Source organism: Streptomyces sp. NBC_01260 (assembly GCF_036226405.1).
In the GTDB taxonomy this organism is placed as follows: domain Bacteria; phylum Actinomycetota; class Actinomycetes; order Streptomycetales; family Streptomycetaceae; genus Streptomyces; species Streptomyces laculatispora.
This window is the reverse complement of record NZ_CP108464.1, coordinates 7,685,619-7,702,513: the sequence shown is the minus strand read 5'-3', so window position 1 is coordinate 7,702,513 and position 16,895 is coordinate 7,685,619. Positions and strand designations below refer to the sequence as shown.

Here is a 16,895-nt window from a genome sequence, read left to right as displayed (position 1 = left end):
CTCCAGAAGTATGGGCGGGCATGCGCGCAGGGCGTGCCGGGCCGCGCCGAGTGCGGTGGTGTCACGCGATCGGCGGGCGGACGACTTTTTTTATCTGCGGTCAGGCGGCGAGTTCGCCGGCCTGCAGCTGCCAGAGAGATGCGTAGAGCCCGTGCTGGGCGAGGAGTTCGTTGTGGGTGCCCTGTTCGGCGACGATGCCGCCCTTGTCCATGACGTAGATGCGGTCGGCGTGGCGGACCGTGGAGAGGCGGTGGGCGATGACGACCATCGTGCGGTCGGCGGCGAAGCCGCGCAGTGTGCGCTGGATGGCGGCCTCGGTCTCGTTGTCCACGGCGGAGGTGGCCTCGTCGAGGATCACGACCGGCGAGTCCTTGAGGATCGCGCGGGCCAGAGCGATCCGCTGCCGCTGTCCGCCGGAGAGCGCGGCACCGCGTTCACCGATCAAGGTGTCGTAGCCGTCCGGCAGTGCCGCGATGAAGGTGTGGGCCTCGGCCATGGCGGCGGCCCGGAGCACTGCCTCGTCCGAGGCTCCGAAGCTGCCGTAGCGGATGTTGTCGGCGATGCTGCCGTCGAAGAGGAACGGGTCCTGGGCGACGAAGCCGATGGCGTGGCGCAGGCTGTGCCGCCGCAGGTCCCGAATGTCCTGTCCGTCGATCAGTACCCTTCCGGACTGGGCGTCCTGGAATCGCATCAACAGTCTGGCGATCGTCGTCTTGCCGGAGCCGGTGGCGCCCACCAGTGCGGTCACCTGCCCGGCCGGGATGGTGAGCGAGAGGTCCTTCAATGCCGTCGGCCGGCCGGGGTAGGCGAAGGTGACCCCGTCGAGGACGACCTCGCCCCGCACCTCGGCGAGGTCGAGCGTCCCGTCGCCGCCGTCGGCCTCGACGGGCAGGGCGCGCAGCCGCTGGACCCGGTTGTATGAGGCGAGGGTGCGCTGGTACTGGTCGGTGATGCCGCCGAGCCGGCTCATCCGCATCAGCAGCATCTGGGGGAGCCCGATCAGCGGGCTGAACACCTCGAAGCGCAGGGTGCCGTTGAGTACCGAACGTCCGCCGATCAGCAGGGTTGCCGCCATCGATGCGGTGGTGCAGGACCGGACGGTCTCGGCGTGGCGGATCGTGCTCCGGTCGGTCTGCCGGCTGCGCTCCTGGACCGACTCGCTCAGCTCGTCGATGCGTTCTGCCTCGTAGTCCTCGGTGCAGAAGCTCTTGACGGTCGCACCGGCTTCGAGCGAGTTGATCACCTGGCTGCCCAGCCTGGACCGACACTCGCCGGTGACGGCGTAGTCTGCCGCGGCCTCCTTCTGGTGGTGCAGCGACAGCCAGGCGATGACCGGGACCGGCAGGAACGCGATCCAGGCGATCTGCGGTGCCAGCAGGAGGAACGCCGGTACCAGGACGGCCAGGCTGGTGCCGAGTTGCAGCACGTCGTTCGCCGGGCCGGCGAAGAAGGCGCCCAGCTGGCCGACGTCGTTGGTGAGCGCGCCGGCGACCCTGCTCGTCCGCTCCCCCTCCAAGTGCCCCAGTTCGAGGTGCTGTACGTGTCGGTACGTGCGGCTCCGCCACTCGTGCTCGATGTCCTGGCCGAGTCGGCGCCACTGGAGGTTCGAGGCGTACGAGAGGCCCGCCACCGCAGCACAGGCGACGGCCACCAGTCCTGCCAAGCCCCAGAGTTGAGCGGATGCCGTGGTCAGGCCGAGGCTCACCAGCGGAGCTGCCTCGCCCTTGATGAGGACCAGTCCGGTCCATCCGAGGAAGGTGCCGAGCGCGATCTCAGTGGCCTGGCAGGCGACGGACAGGGCGGCAGCCCGGTAGAGGCGGCGCCGGTGCGGACCGACGATCTCCAGCAAGGGGTGACGTTCGGCACCCAGCCCGGTCCCGTTCCGGGATGTGTCGGCCGTTCCGCGCCACGCCTTCCGCAGGACGACCGCGGTGGCCACGGCAACCCCGCTCGCGGCGACCAGTTGCCTGCTCAGTGCCGAGCCCTTGACCAGCGCGACTCCGGCCGCGACCCCGCCGCCGACGGCGAGCACCGGGCGTACGACCAGGCCGCGGTCCGCCCGAGGCGCCGCTGTGGGGGCGGGGCGGACCGGTGCCGGACGCCCCGCTGCGGCCGGTTCCTCCGCGACCCGGGTGACGACCCTGCGGATGATCCGGCCGATGTCCGTGGCGCGCAGCCGCGCATCATGCCGGACGAGCACCCCGCCGGTGACGGGGTTGGCCTGGGCCTCGGTGATCCCGGGGATGTGGCGCAGCGCAGCGGCGAGGATCTCGGCCGTCCGGGGGCGTCCGAGGACCAGCTTGACGTCCCAGCGCTGACGGCCCGGTGTGACCGAGCGCGGGCTCGCACCCAATTCCACGGAGCGGAATTCGGTGGCGGCACCCAGTAGCGATGGCATGTGTACGATCACCTGTTTGCGGAGGTCGCGGAAATACGCCACGGACACGACGGATTACGGCGACGGAGCGGGAATTGATGGACGGCAAATCTCGATGCCTGAACGGCCTGTCAACGGCCGCCGCCGGGCGCATTCCGTCGAAATCGATCGACATGCGCGCCTGGCGGCGGCCGATATTCCTTACGGGCCGTCAGTGCGTCTTTCCGGCGGCGCTGCCGGCGGTCGCACGGATCTTCGGGGCCCTCGGTTCCCCCTTGGCGCCGTGCTGGCCGTCACTGGAGGGGCCTTCGGTCTCACCTGCGGCGATCTGGGCGGCCACCACGTCGGCGGCCACTTCGGCCGCGAGGTCATGGATGTTCTCCCCGGCCTCCTGAGCTGCCTTCTTCACCTCCATTGCGATGCCGACGGACGCTTTGACGACTCCACCCACCAGGGGCTTGAGCAGGCGTTTGGCCAGTGGCGCGACGATGAGGCCGATCAGGAAGGGCGGTACTACAGGCGGCATGATGCTCCGTCCTCTCTACGTATACGTATGACAGGGAACCCGGGAGCGGCGAACACCGAAGCAGTGCACATCCGGGCGGATACGAAGCATTCCATCTCGAAATCCGGACTCATCCAACGAATCGATTCTCCCGGACACCGGAATGCGCCGTCCGATCCCGTGATCACGGTAGTCGAGCCACGCCCGACTCAGCCAAATGACCCCCTACTAATTCACTCATGCGAGTGGTGATGATCTTCCCGCGTAACCTAAATCGCGACACACCCAAAGCCATCCAGAACGATTAACTGATTAAGTTCACGAAGAGATGTCGTGTCCGACGGACACCCGCTGCCGCAGCCTCCGGAGCCGTGGGTACGTGACGCGGCGGGCCCGACGCCCCTCGTAAGGGTGAATCAAGAATCGCCGCCCCAGTCGTCTCCGACGGCCCCCGGCCAAGCCGCCTGGCGATTCGGGATGTTCGAACACGCCTTCCGCGCAGGTCAGTTGAATCACCATGACCAAGCCCGGTGCGACCATGACGTCATGTTCCGACGCACTCCGCCGGTCGCCCTGGCGGCCGCTCTCACGGCCTCGGCCGTCGCGCTGGGCGGCTGCGGCGGCGTCGCCACCTCCTCGACGAACACCCCCCTGGTGGACCGAGGCACCGTCCGGATCGCCGAGTCCAGTGAGACACCGAGCTTCGACCCGTACTCCGCCTTCGGCGCCGCCCAGGCCCGCTACGCCTACGACTCCCTGGTCAACCTCGCCCCCGACGGCACCCTGGTCACCGGCCTCGCCTCCTCCTGGCAGGCAACTACCACCACGGCCACCTTCACCCTCCGCCCAGGCGTCACCTGCTCCGACGGAACTCCCCTCACCGCCTCGGCGGTGGCCAGGGCGCTCACCTACGCGGCGGACCCGGCCAACCAGCTCGCCGGCGCCCGGACCGTCCTGCCGAACGTCCCGTTCACCGCGAGCGCCGACGACGGCACAGGCAGGGTGTCGGTGGCCGCCGCCGCCCCCTTCCCCTTCCTCACCCGCACCATCGGTCTGCTGCCGATCGTCTGCCCCGCCGGCCTCGACCGGCCCGGTTCGCTGGACCGCGCCACCCAGGGAACCGGCCCCTACGTGCTGACCCACTACACCCCCGGCGGACCGTACGAGTTCACCGTCCGCGACGACTACTCCTGGGGACCCGACGGGGCGACGACTACGCCCCCCGGCCTCCCCGAGCACATCGTCATCTCGGTGGTGCCGCAGTCCTCAACCGCGGCGAACCTGCTGCTCACCGGAGGCGTCGGCATTGCGAGCGTGAGCGGGCCGGACCGCGCCCGGCTCACCGGCCACGGCCTGACCACCGCCGACGTGGCGACCGTGGTCGGGCTCACGTTCTTCAACCAGCGCCCGGGCCGGGTACTCGCCGACCGGGAGCTGCGCCGCGCCCTGGTCTCCGCCCTCGACCGCCGGGGCCTGGCCAACGTCGCCGTCGGCGGCACCGGGAGCCCGGCCACCGACTTCGGCGCCGAGGGCGCCGTCTGCCACGCCGGCCTCGCCGATGCCAACCTGCCCGCGCGGAACGCCGTCGAGGCCCTGCGTGACGCCGGCTGGACCCGCTCCGCCGACGGCCCGCTGACCAAGGACGGCCGGAAGCTCCGGCTCCGCCTGATCACCAGCCCCGACCTCGGCCCGACCCTGCCCTCCGTCGCCGAGCTGATGGCCCGGGAGTGGACGGAGCTCGGCGCCGAGGTCGACCTGGTGACCGAGAGCCTGCCCGCCCTCGTCAACGCCATGTACCGGAGCGCCGACTTCGACGTCGTGGTTGGCAGTACCCCCGGTTTCGCCCTGCCGGCCGGCTTCATCCCCTTCTTCTCCGGATCCGCCCCCGCCCAGGGCCTCAACTTCGCGGGAGTGACCAATCCCGAGTACGACGCCCTGGTCGCCCAGGCACTCCGGGAGACCGACACCACCGGATGCGGCACCTGGAACCGGGCAGCCGCCGCGCTCTTCCGCTCGGCCGACGCGCTGCCGATCGCCGAAGGCCGGAGCAGCGTATACGGCTACCGCACCACCTTCGCCACCACTTTCGGCGGCCGGCTCGTTCCCACCAGCATCCGACTCCACCAGTGACCGCCCACCTCAGTGACCGAGGGCCCAGCATGTACGTACCCCCGTTGCTGCGGCACCCCTGGACAGTGTTCCTCGGCCGCCGCACCCTCCGGCTGATCCTTTCCCTCGGGTTCGTGCTCACCGCTTCCTTCGCGATGATCCGGCTCGTCCCGGGCGATCCGGTCCGGGCCGCGCTCGGCGTCGACGCCGCCCCCGATCTGGTGGCCGCCCGCAGGCACGCCCTCGGGCTCGACGCACCCTTCCTGACCCAGTACTGGCACTACCTCGGCGGCCTCCTGCACGGAGACCTCGGCACCTCCCTGGTCACCGGCACATCGGTCGCGGAGATGATCCGCACCCGGCTGCCCTCCACCTTGGGGATCGCCGGCCTCGCCTTCGTGGTCACCCTCGTCGTCGCCCTGCCCGGCGGCCTGCTCGCCGCCGTCCGCACCCGCGACGGCCGCCGTCCGCGCACCGAGCTGGCGTTCACCGCGGTCACCGCCGGTCTGGCCGGAGTGCCGGACTTCGTCCTGGCCGCCGGACTCACCGCGCTGCTCGCCGTCGGCCTCCAACTGCTTCCGGTGGCCGGGGCGGCGGGCGTCGGGTCCTTCGTCCTGCCCGTCCTCGCGCTCTCGCTCGCCCCCACCGCCGTCCTGCTCCGCATCGTCCGGGTGGAAGCGCTGAAGGTGCTGAACGAGGACTACCTGCGCACCGCCCGGAGCAAACGGCTGTCTCCCGCACGGCGCTACCTCCGGCACGCTGCACCCAACACGGCCACAGCCGCACTCACGGTCGCCGGCAGTCTGCTGCCCGCCCTGATCGCGGGCACCGTACTGGTCGAGAAGGTCTTCGCCTGGCCCGGCATCGGCTCCGCCATGGCTCAGTCCGCGGTCGCACAGGACTTCCCGGTGGTCCAGGCGATGGTGCTGGTACTGGGCACCACCGTGCTGCTCGCCGGCCTCCTCGTCGACGTTCTGCTCGCCGTACTCGATCCCCGTTCGGCCATCCGGGAGATGTGACCCATGTGCCTACCCTCCGGCTTCCGGCGCTCACCCATCGCCTGGGCCACCGCGTTCATGCTGGTGTCACTCGTCGCGCTCGCCGTGGTCGGTCCGATGGTCTGGGGCGCGGCGGCCGACCGCCCGGACCCCTCGGCCGTGCTCCGGGGCCCCTCCGCTGCCCACCCCTTCGGCACCGACGGCCTCGGCCGGGACCTGCTCGCCCGGGTCCTGACCGCCACCCGGCCATCCCTGCTGCTCGCGCTGGCGGCAGTCCTGCTGGGCGCAGGCTCGGGAATCCTTGTCGGGGCCTGTACCGCAGTCCTCGGCCGGCGCGGCCGCCGACTGACCGCCGGGCTGATCAACCTCCTGCTCGCCTTCCCGGCACTCCTCGTCGCGATGTTCCTCGCGGTCGTGTTCGGCGCGGGCACCGCCGGGGCGGTGCTGGCCCTCGCAGCGGCGGGCGTCCCCGGATTCGCCCGGCTCGCCCAGACCCTCGCCGCGGGGGTCGCGGGCACCGACCACCTGGCCGCGGCCCGGGTCCTCGGCCTGCGCCGCCACCGGCTGCTGTGGCGGCACGTCCTGCCCAACATCGCGGAGCCGCTGCTCCTGAGCACCACCACGGCGGCAGGCACCACCCTGGTCGCACTCTCCGGGCTGAGCTTCCTCGGCCTGGGCGTCCAACCGCCCGGTTACGACTGGGGACTGCTGCTCAGTCAGGGGCTCGACCGGATCTACGCCGAGCCGCTGCCCGCGTTGGCCCCGGGCCTGGCCGTCCTCTACGCGGCCCTGACCTTCCAACTGCTCGGCGAGGCCCTGGCCGGGAGCGTCGCCCGCCGCGGCCGGGCGCCACGCGCCCCCGCACCGACGCCCGCGCCGAGCGGCCCCGCCGAGGACGGGCTGGTCCTCCAGGTCGAGGACCTCACCGTCGAACTCCCCACCCCGGGCGGCACGATCCAGCCGGTGCGCGGTGTGAGCCTTTCGCTGCGGCCGGGCGAGGCCGTCGGGCTCGTCGGTGAGTCGGGATCCGGCAAGTCGCTCACCGCGCTCGCCGTCGCCGACCTGCTCCCTTACGGTGCCCGGGTGTCCCGGCGCACCCTGCGCCTGCTCGGAGCCGACCTCGCCGGCCTGACGCCGAAGGAGCGGGACCGGCACCTCGCGACGGGCCTGTCGGTGATCTTCCAGAACCCGGCCTCCGCGCTCAACCCGTCCCTGCGGATCGGCACCCAGCTCACCGAGGCCGTCCGGGCCCACCGCGGGACGAGCCGTGCGCAGGCCGCTGCGGAGGCTGCCGACGCCCTGCGCCGGGTCGCTCTGTCCCCGGCGCTGCTGCGCTCACGTCCGTACCAGCTCTCCGGCGGCCAGCGCCAGCGCGTGATGATCGCGGCGGGGCTGATGACGCGACCGGGGCTGATCATCGCTGACGAACCGACCACCGCGCTCGACGTCACCGTGCAGCGGCAGATCACCCGGCTGCTCACCGACATCCGGCGGGACACCTCCGCCGCGCTTCTGTTCATCAGTCACGACATCGCACTCGTGGGAGAGTTCTGCGAACGAGTCCTGGTGATGTACGCGGGCGCCATCGTCGAGGCCGTGCCCGCCGACCGCCTCGCCGACGGCGCCCGGCACCCCTACACCCGGGCCCTGGTCGCCTCGGTGCCGGACCTCGCCGCCGACCGCGGCCGACCGCTGCCGACGATCGGGGGCTCACCGCCCGACCCGCTCGTGCCTGCACCGGGCTGCCCGTTCGAGCCCCGCTGTCCGCGCCGCCAGGACCACTGCGCCGAGCAGGCTCCACCGTGGCAGGACTTCGACGCCACCCACCGCGTCGCCTGCTGGCATCCGGAACCGGTGACAGCGGTCCTGAAGACGGTGGCCCGCTCATGACCCACCTTCAGGTGACCGACCTCACCGTCCGCCATCCCGGCTCCCGCATCTCCCTCGCCGCCGTGGACGGTGTCTCGCTGGAGATCCCGTCCGGCACCACGCTCGGGCTCGTGGGCGAGTCCGGCTCCGGGAAGTCCAGCCTGGCCGGCGCGATCGTCGGCCTCGTCCCCGTGCACGGTGGCCGGGTCATGATCGACGGCCGGGAGGTCCGAACCCGCACGGTCAGGGACCGGCGTCGGCTCGGCCGCCTGGTCCAGGTCGTCCTCCAGGATCCGGACACCGCGCTCGACCCCCGGATGACGGCCCGCCAGGCGCTCGTCGAGGCCGCCACCGTCTTCCGCCGACTCGACCGGGCCGCCCGCGCCGAGCGCGTCACCGAGCTGCTCGGCCTCGTCGGTCTGGACCCCCGGCTCGCCGACCGCCTGCCGCGGCAGCTGTCCGGCGGCCAGCGCCAGCGGGTTTCCCTCGCCCGCGCCCTGGCCGTCGACCCCGGCCTGCTGATCGCCGACGAGATCACTTCGGCGCTCGACGTCTCGGTGCAGGCCTCCGTCCTCAACACGATCCGCGAACTCCAGCGACGGCTCGGACTCTCGGTGCTCTTCATCGGTCACAACCTGCCGGCGGTCTGCCACGTCTCCGACACCGTGGCGGTCATGCGGCACGGCCGGATCGTCGAGAGCGCCCCCACCGAGACGATCCTGCGCACACCGCGACACCCCTACACCCGCACGCTGCTCGCCTCCGTGCCGTCCCTGGGAACGTCCCCGTTCGAGGAACGGACGTCATGACCGGTGGGGCGCACGGACACGGTGTCCGGCGGCGCCGGGGTGAGCGGCACCGCCCTCGCCCTCGGCAGCCGCTGTACCGCCGCCGCACGCACGTCGGCACCGTCATGAACCTGGGCTTCTCCTCCCGCCGACACCGGTCGGGACCGCCTCCGCGTGACAGTCAGGGGCCGGTTGCGCGAAGCTCCCGCACCAGGTCCCCGACCACACCGACCACGAACGAGGGAACCTCGTGCGGAAAGTCGTGTCCCGTTCCCTCCGGCGTGTACACCAGTCGTGACGACGTCGATGTAGACAGATACCGGACCCTGCTCCGGAGGTAGAAGCGGCTGATCCGCTCGGCCTCGGCAGCGTCCCGGGCGCCGGCCAACACCGCCTCACCGCCGATGAGACCCCGGGGTATGACCAGCACCAGAGGCAGGTCCCCGAGATCCCCGTCGTACACCACGGTCTCCCATCCGACTCTCGCCAAGCCGGACGGCGACAACTCGGCGAAGACTGACGCTGCTGCGCAGCCTTGACCCGCCCGGTTCCCCGGGCCGCGGTGGGCACCGAACAGCTGCCGCACCGCCGTCAGCAGGAGACCGCGACGCATCCGCGCGATCTGTCGGCTGCGCGGTGCGAAGGCGACCACCTCCGGGGGTGTCGGATCGAGCAGCACGAGACCTGCCACCAGATCGGGCCGACGCCTGGCCGCGTTCGCGACCAGCAAACCTCCGAAGGAATGACCGACGAGCACGAAGGGTCCCCGCTCCCTTGCTCCCTCCAGCGCCGCCCACAGCTCCTCCGCCTCGCCCGCCGTCGTTCTCGGAAAGGTCCCGACATCGCTCCAGCCCGAACCGAACCGGTCGACCAACACCGACCGGGCCCGGGCCGACAGCATGGTGTGCAGTTCCCGGAAGGCCTCACCGGGTGCGTGCCCGCCGGCCATCCAGACCACCGTCGGCCCGCTCCCGGCCTCTCCCTCGGCGAGGACGTGCATCCGGTGGCCGCCCACACCGACCAGCCGCCCCGGCGGGGGGTTCTCCCGCCGCTCGCGGGCCAGCAGGACCAAGTGGCGCACGGCTCCCACCGCCAACAGCACACCGACAGCCATCGCCAGTGCACCGAGCGCCGTCGCCCCGACCGTGCCCGCCCCGGCCAGCCCTCCGCCCGCCCCCGCTACCAGCACCGCGACCGGCACCCCGATCCAGTCCCGGCTCAACAGCGCGAGCAAGGAATCCGCAACTCGTCCGTCCCGCCGGCCCCGTCGCATCGGCCCCTCCGTAAAGGTATTCGACAACCGATAACCGCCAGTATCCGCCCTCCGCGCACTCTCAGCGCGACAAAGGCCTTCCAGTTATGCGAAGTCAAGCAGTCGAATCTTTTCTCACTCTCATTGATTAAAGGGTGAACTTCAGATCAGATTTCCGTGAGATGATGCGGCGGCGTTGAAATGCGATGGACTTGGAAGTGTTGGGCATTCGTGAACGAATAGGGAAAGGAATCGAATATGGCAATTCTTCGAGGAACGCCGAACGCGCCCGAGCGGAGGGCCGCCCTGTGACCGTCGCCCTGGACCAGGCCGTTTTCCACCAGACCGGTGCCGGCCTGTCCGTGCCCTTCGCCATCGCCGGAACCGGGATGCACCTGCCACCGACGGTCGTCAGTAATCAGGAGCTCACCCGCACTCTGGACACCAGCGACGAATGGATCACCAGCCGCACCGGTATCCGCGAACGCCGCCGTCTGGACCCGCTTCTGGCGACCTCCGACATGTGCGTCGCCGCCGCCCACCCGGCTTTGGACGCCGCGGGCATCGAGCCCGCGCAACTGGACGCGGTCATCGTCGCCACGTACACCGGGGACCAGCCGCTCCTGTCGACCGCGCTGATCGTCAAAGACGCCCTCGGCGCCCACCGTGCTCTGTCCCTGGACGTCACCCAAGCCGCCTGCGCCTCCGGAATCCAGGCCATGCTGATCGCCGCCCACTTCCTGCAGAACCCCTCCATCGCCACCATCCTTCTCCTCGCGGCCGACTGCGCTTCCAGGATCACCGATCCCACCGACCGCACCACCGGTGTCTTCTTCGGGGACGCCGCGGCAGCAGTGGTCCTCACCCGTGCCGACACCCCCGGCGCGGGCCTGCTCTCCTACGACCTGGGCTCGCGGCTTTCCTACGATGTCCAGATCCCGGCCGGAGGCTCCAGGCTGCCCGCCAGCACCGCCACCGTCGCCGCCGGAGAGCACTACTTGTCCATGGACGGCCGCGCCGTCTGGAACGCCGCGACCACACGCCTGCCCGAGAGCATCACCAGCGCCGCCGACCGCGCCGGCGTGCCGATCGACCAGGTCCGGCACTTCTTCCTGCACCAGGCCAACCTGAACATCCTCACGGAGGCCATGGCCGCCCTGGGCGTTCCCCGTGAGCGTGCACCCATCACAATCGACCGGCTGGGCAACACCGGATCAGCCGGCCTGTTCACGGCACTGCACACCACTGTCACCGAGGGCTCCCTCCTGCCGGGAGACACCTACGTGCTGTCCGGGATCGGCGCAGGCTTCCAGTGGGGAACCCTCTGCCTCCGGCACGCCTGACCGACTGACAGAACCGAGATGACTCGGCGGGTTGCCGAACCCGTCGAACCCCGGACGACACGAGTGTCAGTGATGCGAACATCCGGGCACAGGCAACGCGTCGTGTTTCACGGTTGCTGCCCGTCCTGTCTCGCGTCTCTGCTCCGCCCGTTCACGGACGAGTGAACTCCCAACAATCGCTGGTGCACCCGCTGCCGCGAGCACCAGCATGGACTGCATGGCCACCACACGCTCCCGGGCTGAACGGGCCGCCCAGGCCCGGGCAGCCGAAGTTCAGCTCACCGCCGACGGAATCGACGGGGTGGTGTTCGGCTGGGTCGACAACGCCGGGCTCACCCGGGTGAAATCCGTCCCGCTCGCTCAACTCGAACACGCTGCCCAGTATGGTGTCGGCGCCCTGCCCTGCTTCGATGTCTCCCTGGTGGACGACTCCTTCACCACCACGCCTTCGAGCACCGGCCCGATGGGCGACCTGCGGCTCGTCCCCGACCTCGACCGGCTCACCCCGCTCGCCGCACAGCCCGGCTGGGCCTGGGCCCCGGCCAACCGCTACACCCAGGACGGCACCCCGCACCCCGGCTGCCAGCGCGACTTCGCCCGCCGGGCCACCGAGGCCGTCGAGCGGCGCGGGCTCTCGGTGCGAGCCGGCATCGAGATCGAGTGGGTGGTGGCCGACGCCGCCGGAGACCCCGCAGCGGTCGGGCCCGGGTACGGGATGACCCGTTTCATCGAGCACACCGACTACCTGCGGGAGGTGCTGCGCGCCCTCACCGCGCAAGGACTGGACGTGCTGCAGCTCCATCCCGAGTACGCCGCCGGACAATTCGAGGTCTCGGTCGCCGCAGAGGGGCCGCTGGAGGCTGCCGACACCACGATGTTGGTGCGCCACACCATCCGGGCCGTATCCGTCCGGCACGGTCTGCGTGTCTCGTACGCGCCCGTCTTCACCGAGGGTGAGATCGGCAACGGCGGACACCTGCACCTCAGCCTCTGGCGACAGGGCCGAAACCTCGGACACGGCGGCCCCGGCCGTCACGGGCTGCACCCCGATGCCGAGCACTTCTTCGCCGGCGTACTGGCCGAGTTGCCCGCCCTGCTCGCCCTCGGCGCGCCCAGCGTCGCGTCCTACCTGCGCCTGGTCCCCTCCCGCTTTGCCGGGGCCTACCGCTGCTGGGGCCTGGAGAACCGTGAGGCGGCGCTGCGCCTGATCGCCGGCTCCACCGCCGGGCAGGCCAACGCCGAGTTCAAGTGCTTCGACGCAACCGCCAATCCGTACCTGGAGATCGGAGGCGTGCTGTCCGCCGGACTCGCCGGTCTCGACGCCGGCCTGCCCCTGCCTCCCGAGACCCGGAGCGACCCCGCCGCCCTCGACAGCGTCGAACGCCTCCCGGCGAGCCTGCCGGAGACGACCGACGCATACGAGAAGTCCGCTCTGCTTCGACGGGCACTCGGCGCCGAATTGTACGAAGCCGTACTGGCCGTCCGGCGGGCGGAGTCGGAGCTGTTCGCGACGCATACCGACGCGGACCTCATCGAGGCGGTCCGCTGGCGGTATTGACGCGCGAGTCACGCAACGCCCCCGGGCCCGACGGCTGGATGGCCCGACGGCTCGGCAGAGGATCGCCCAGACGCGCCGGGCCTGCCGCACGCTCCGTTCCGCTTCGGACCGACCGGCGGCCCGGCGCACCCGGTTGCCCGTGGTGCGCTCTGAGCGTTCGATGTGTGCGACGGCTACGCGGAAGCGCGAAAGCCTTCCTCGCCCACGTCCGTGACGTGCGGAGACGAGGAATCCGTACCTTCTTCTCGGTCGGCTACGCCATCACCGAGCCGGTCCGCCGCGCTGTCCGCGCCATGCCCGACCACCTCTGGCATCCCACCCTGGGCCAGGACGGGACGATGCGTGACGGCGCCGCGACCGCCGAGCTGACCGGCATGGTCGATCTGGACGGCTATCCGGCCGGCACCCGCATCATCGTGCGCCGAGAGCGGCCGCACCCCGGAGCACAGCTGTCCCTCTTCGATCACGTCGAGGGCCTGCGACACCAGGTGTTCCTCACCGACACCCCGTACTCCGGCAGCGGCTCCGCCCAGTTCCTGGAGGCCCGCCACCGCGGGCACGCCACCGTCGAGGACCACATCCGGTGCGGCAAGAGCACCGGATTCGGCCGCTTCCCCTCTCGCGACTTCGGCGTCAACGCCGTCTGGTTCGAACTCAGCCTCGTGGCGTCGATCTGCTGGCCTGGACCCGTGTCCCGCTACTGGACGGCGAACTTGCCACGGCCGAGCCGAAGAAGCTCCGCTACCAACTGCTGCACGTCGCTGCCCGCCTCACCCGCGGCGGCCGACGCCTGCGCTTGCGGATCTCGGCGACCTGGCCCTGGAGACACGAGCTGGCCATGGCCTTCCACCGCCCCGCCGCACTGCCCCGTCCCGCCAGCTGACCGGTGAACCCCTGTCCGCCCACAACCCGAAGGACCCCGGAGAACCCGACCATCGCGCCGGGACCTCACCATGCCCGAACTGAGAAAACACCTCGGCCAGCCGACAGTTGACGATCAACGACGCCTCAACACCCCAACCGAAACAGAGAGGCTAGTGGCGTAGTGGAATCCGAGGAGAAAGGGCAGTGCGCCGGTGGCTGGTCGGGAACGGCGGAACACGGTGGGGGCGGACACGTTCGCGTCAGCCCGGCTTCGGCTTCGGAAGAGGTGCCGAGAGCCGACTCGGGACAGCGATTTCCAGGGGCCTCGCCATGTAGACCGCCTCGGCGCCGTAGCTCGTGGGCAGCCCGATGTGGGGCCGGGCGCGGTAGCCCAGCGCGGTCCACAGCGCTTGCGAGCCGTGCACGGCGACCAGGGAGAGCGTCTGGTAGGAGGCCGCCCGTCCGGCCTCCTCCAAGTGCTGGTGCATCCGGTGAGCCAGGCCCCGGCCGCGTGCCCGCTCGGCGATCACCAGGTCATGGAGGTGCAGGTTGCTCCCCTGCGCCTCGCCTTCCTCGGCCAGGCTCAGGTCCGGGCAGCGGAAGAGCGGGTAGGACAGTGCGAGCAGGTAGCCTCCGAAGCCGCCCGCGTGCTCCAGCACGAAGCAGGTGGAGGGTGAGGCACGGTGGCGGGAGCGCAGCGCCGTCTCTCCCTCGGACAGCCCGCTCGCCGCATAGGTGCGTTCCTCCAGAGTCACCAACTCGCCCCAGTCCTCCTCCTGGAGCAGCCGGATCCGCGTGTCGCTCATGCGCCTTCACCGTCCGGCGCCGGGCCGCCGATGCAGGTGTACGGCAGTGGCGAGAAGCCGTTGAACCCCTGGGTGGCGTAGGCGGCGGCGTACGCACCGCAGGAGTGGACCCAGACCGGGTCGCCGGAGGTGATCGTGCGTGGGACCCGCACCATGCCGTCCTGAGCGTAGGCGTCGTCACTGTCACAGGTCGGACCGGCCACCACGGCGTTGACGAACTGCCCGTCGGGGTGGGTCGGGAACTCCAGGCGGTACTGCAACTGGTCCATCTCGTAGAGGCCGTTGAACTTTCCGCAGCTGAGGTAGAGCCAGTCCTCACGGGTGCCGTCGAGCCGATGGCGGGAGGTGAGCCGGGCGACATGGGCACGGATCGCGCCGTGATCGGCGACCAGGTGGCGGCCGGGCTCCAACAGGAAGGCCAGAGGGGCGGCGTTGACGTCGCGCAGCCGTTCCATCCCTTCGCGGATCACCGTGAACATCTTGTCCAGCGGCGGTTCCAGTGGCCTGCCGTGCCGGTCGAGGACACCGAGGGCGGGCAGCCCACCCCCGAGGTTGATCCGGTCCGGAACGATGCCGTGCCGGTTGAGTGTCTCCACCAAGGCGGCCAGTGTCTCGATCGCCTCACCCCAGGCCTCGGCTGTCATCTGCTGGGAGCCGACGTGCACAGACAGACCGGAGGGCACCAGCCCTGCGGCCCGGGCGGCACCGAGCACTCGCAAAGCGTCATCGGGCGAACAGCCGAACTTATGGCTCAGGCCCCACAAAGCACCATCGCCGGTGGTCACGATCCGGCAGAACACCCGTGATTCGGAGGCATGTTCGGCGATCGCGGCGACGTCCTCCACGCTGTCGGTGGCGAAGTCACGCACGCCCAGCCGGTAGGCCTCCGCGATGTTGCGGTCGGACTTGACGGTGTTGCCGTAGTGGATCGATTCGGGGGCCGCCCCGGTGCGCAGCGCCTCGACGATCTCCTGCGGGCTGGCCGCGTCGAAGCCGGAACCGAGGTGCGCGAGGTGGTCGAGCACCTCGCCAACGGGGCAGGCCTTCATCGCGAACCGGATGGCGACACCTGGCAGTTCGGCGCACAGGGCGCTGTATTGACGACCGATGCCGTCAAGGTCGTAGATGATGGCGTCCTCGGCTGCGGCGGCGAGGGCGGCGCGCAGGGCAGGACGGTCGTGCCGCCCGAGGCGGCCGTACCGGCCGGGGTGGCAGGCGGCGGGCGCGTGCACGGCGGCCGACGCTGTCAGGGTGCGGTGGCCGGTGCTGCTACGGTCGGCCGTCCGACGCTGTTCGGAGATTTGACGCGTGTCGGTGGCCTGAGGCCTCACGTGTGAACTTCCCATTCAACTGGATGATCGATGCCAAAGGCTTGCTGGCATCCACAGGGGAAACGAGAAGGACCCAGGTCGGTTATGACGCCCGACCCGGCTTTTCTCCCTGCCGCGCTCCCTGCGCCACCGCATCCTTGAGGTCGCGCTCGAACGGGCAGTGGGGAACCCGCGGTCCAGCCGACAGGACGGTCGGATGGCCGGTGAGGAGTACGCCGGAGAGTGTGGTCGATGACGGCGGTGCCGACGTGCTGGTCCGCCGCGTACTGGCGGACCAACCTCACCATGCGACGACTGGGCCCGCTGTTCGGGGTGTAGAAGTCGGCCAGCCTGCGTAACAACCGTATGGCCTGGGAGTTGCCTTAACATGCGATCGAGCGTCCCTATGACGGATGCGGTAAATGCCTGCTCGGAGTGCGGCGGCTGTCCCGCGTGAAGTTGGCGACGCCCTCCCCTGAACGCCAGCATCCCGAGAATGTCACGACCAGTAGTGAGGCGGGCCGCCTTAACCGTGCGGGAGAGGCGTCGCCTGCGGACCACTTGGCCGCGATGTCCGGCAAGCCGGCCGGAGGTCGGCCATGGGCCCCGCAGAGCCTGAAGACCATCCTCCTGTCGGAGGCCACACTCGGCTACCTGATGCACCAGAAGAAGCCTGTGCTCGGCAAGGACGGAACCCCGTAAGGCTTTGCGAGGGGCTATGGGACCGAGCGACTCATGAGGCATTGAAGAAGGTGATACTCAACCGCAAGGTGCCTTGGACCCGTCACTCGAATCTGAGTATCTCCTCCCTCTCTGTCAGCCTTGGGTGAGACATCCCGCTTCGTCGGATTAGCCTGAGAGGGCACGACAGGAGAATCACCCTTCATGGCCAGCACCGAACCGGCCGGGTCCGCCCCCGGCACCGAGGCCGAAGCGCCGCCCTTTCACCTCGGAGTACAAGCTGCGGATCGTCGCCGAGTACGACGCCGCGCCCAGGAACGAGAAGGGTGCGGTCCTACGCCGGGAACGGCTCTACCACTCGCATGTCAAGGAGTGGCGGGCCGCCCGGGATGCCGGGGCCCTGGAAAACCTGGTCGACCGCCGGACCAGCCCGGC

General features: G+C 70.5%; 12 protein-coding genes and 2 pseudogenes. 9 read left to right on the top strand and 5 right to left on the bottom strand.

The genetic code is table 11. The annotated features are described in order from the left end of the window. Positions 1–100: 100 nt before the first annotated feature. Both OG322_RS34345 and OG322_RS34340 read right to left on the bottom strand, forming a co-directional pair. On the bottom strand, positions 101–2,398 hold the full coding sequence (locus tag OG322_RS34345; protein WP_241200444.1) for an ABC transporter ATP-binding protein/permease: 2,298 nt from the start codon (positions 2,396–2,398) through the stop codon (positions 101–103). Positions 2,399–2,588: 190 nt separating this feature from the next. Continuing rightward, on the bottom strand, positions 2,589–2,903 hold the full coding sequence (locus OG322_RS34340) for a DUF5132 domain-containing protein (protein WP_123467716.1): 315 nt from the start codon (positions 2,901–2,903) through the stop codon (positions 2,589–2,591). Between the two features lie 525 nt (positions 2,904–3,428). Here OG322_RS34340 and OG322_RS34335 point away from each other — a divergent pair. From OG322_RS34335 to OG322_RS34320, 4 genes are read left to right on the top strand one after another with little or no spacing between them, the layout of a single operon-like run. Continuing rightward, positions 3,429–5,012 (top strand): ABC transporter substrate-binding protein, encoded by a 1,584-nt coding sequence (locus tag OG322_RS34335; RefSeq protein ID WP_123467718.1) that lies wholly within the window; start codon positions 3,429–3,431, stop codon positions 5,010–5,012. A 29-nt stretch (positions 5,013–5,041) separates the two neighbouring features. Next, positions 5,042–6,010 carry an ABC transporter permease gene (locus tag OG322_RS34330; RefSeq protein ID WP_124286244.1) on the top strand — a complete coding sequence of 323 codons (969 nt, stop codon included), beginning with the start codon at positions 5,042–5,044 and terminating at the stop codon, positions 6,008–6,010. A 3-nt stretch (positions 6,011–6,013) separates the two neighbouring features. After that, positions 6,014–7,879 carry a dipeptide/oligopeptide/nickel ABC transporter permease/ATP-binding protein gene (locus OG322_RS34325; RefSeq protein WP_241200443.1) on the top strand — a complete coding sequence of 622 codons (1,866 nt, stop codon included), beginning with the start codon at positions 6,014–6,016 and terminating at the stop codon, positions 7,877–7,879. Continuing rightward, positions 7,876–8,667 carry an ABC transporter ATP-binding protein gene (locus OG322_RS34320; protein WP_124286243.1) on the top strand — a complete coding sequence of 264 codons (792 nt, stop codon included), beginning with the start codon at positions 7,876–7,878 and terminating at the stop codon, positions 8,665–8,667. The genes OG322_RS34325 and OG322_RS34320 overlap by 4 nt, the downstream gene beginning before the upstream one ends. 160 nt (positions 8,668–8,827) lie before the next feature. Here the strand turns inward: OG322_RS34320 and OG322_RS34315 are convergent, their stop codons facing one another. Beyond that, positions 8,828–9,880, bottom strand: coding sequence for an alpha/beta fold hydrolase (locus tag OG322_RS34315; RefSeq protein ID WP_164494553.1), 1,053 nt, complete (start codon positions 9,878–9,880; stop codon positions 8,828–8,830). Between the two features lie 326 nt (positions 9,881–10,206). Here OG322_RS34315 and OG322_RS34310 point away from each other — a divergent pair, with 326 nt between their 5' ends. The 3 genes and pseudogenes from OG322_RS34310 to OG322_RS34300 form a co-directional block, all read left to right on the top strand. After that, complete coding sequence (locus tag OG322_RS34310; RefSeq protein ID WP_185095627.1) at positions 10,207–11,241, top strand: 3-oxoacyl-ACP synthase III family protein; 1,035 nt, start codon at positions 10,207–10,209, stop codon at positions 11,239–11,241. Between the two features lie 217 nt (positions 11,242–11,458). Beyond that, positions 11,459–12,799, top strand: coding sequence for a glutamine synthetase family protein (locus OG322_RS34305; protein WP_123469611.1), 1,341 nt, complete (start codon positions 11,459–11,461; stop codon positions 12,797–12,799). A 179-nt stretch (positions 12,800–12,978) separates the two neighbouring features. After that, positions 12,979–13,682, top strand: a pseudogene (locus tag OG322_RS34300) (transposase); the annotation flags it as partial. Positions 13,683–13,923: 241 nt separating this feature from the next. On the opposite strand, the gene OG322_RS34295 reads toward OG322_RS34300, so the two are convergent. After that, positions 13,924–14,469 carry a GNAT family N-acetyltransferase gene (locus tag OG322_RS34295; RefSeq protein ID WP_124286242.1) on the bottom strand — a complete coding sequence of 182 codons (546 nt, stop codon included), beginning with the start codon at positions 14,467–14,469 and terminating at the stop codon, positions 13,924–13,926. After that, on the bottom strand, positions 14,466–15,635 hold the full coding sequence (locus tag OG322_RS34290) for a type III PLP-dependent enzyme (protein ID WP_241200488.1): 1,170 nt from the start codon (positions 15,633–15,635) through the stop codon (positions 14,466–14,468). Before OG322_RS34290 ends, OG322_RS34295 begins: the two co-directional genes overlap by 4 nt. A 378-nt stretch (positions 15,636–16,013) precedes the next feature. Here OG322_RS34290 and OG322_RS41720 point away from each other — a divergent pair. Together OG322_RS41720 and OG322_RS34285 are read left to right on the top strand one after the other, a co-directional pair. Next, positions 16,014–16,115, top strand: a pseudogene (locus OG322_RS41720) (IS5/IS1182 family transposase); the annotation flags it as partial. A 234-nt stretch (positions 16,116–16,349) separates the two neighbouring features. Next, positions 16,350–16,481, top strand: coding sequence for a hypothetical protein (locus OG322_RS34285; protein WP_260147325.1), 132 nt, complete (start codon positions 16,350–16,352; stop codon positions 16,479–16,481). Positions 16,482–16,895: the final 414 nt, after the last annotated feature.

Coding starts and splice junctions, on each gene's coding strand:
- OG322_RS34345 (WP_241200444.1), bottom strand. CDS start 2,398: ATGCCATCGCTACTGGGTGCCGCCACCGAATTCCGCTCCGTGGAATTG.
- OG322_RS34340 (WP_123467716.1), bottom strand. CDS start 2,903: ATGCCGCCTGTAGTACCGCCCTTCCTGATCGGCCTCATCGTCGCGCCA.
- OG322_RS34335 (WP_123467718.1), top strand. CDS start 3,429: ATGTTCCGACGCACTCCGCCGGTCGCCCTGGCGGCCGCTCTCACGGCC.
- OG322_RS34330 (WP_124286244.1), top strand. CDS start 5,042: ATGTACGTACCCCCGTTGCTGCGGCACCCCTGGACAGTGTTCCTCGGC.
- OG322_RS34325 (WP_241200443.1), top strand. CDS start 6,014: ATGTGCCTACCCTCCGGCTTCCGGCGCTCACCCATCGCCTGGGCCACC.
- OG322_RS34320 (WP_124286243.1), top strand. CDS start 7,876: ATGACCCACCTTCAGGTGACCGACCTCACCGTCCGCCATCCCGGCTCC.
- OG322_RS34305 (WP_123469611.1), top strand. CDS start 11,459: ATGGCCACCACACGCTCCCGGGCTGAACGGGCCGCCCAGGCCCGGGCA.
- OG322_RS34295 (WP_124286242.1), bottom strand. CDS start 14,469: ATGAGCGACACGCGGATCCGGCTGCTCCAGGAGGAGGACTGGGGCGAG.
- OG322_RS34285 (WP_260147325.1), top strand. CDS start 16,350: ATGTCCGGCAAGCCGGCCGGAGGTCGGCCATGGGCCCCGCAGAGCCTG.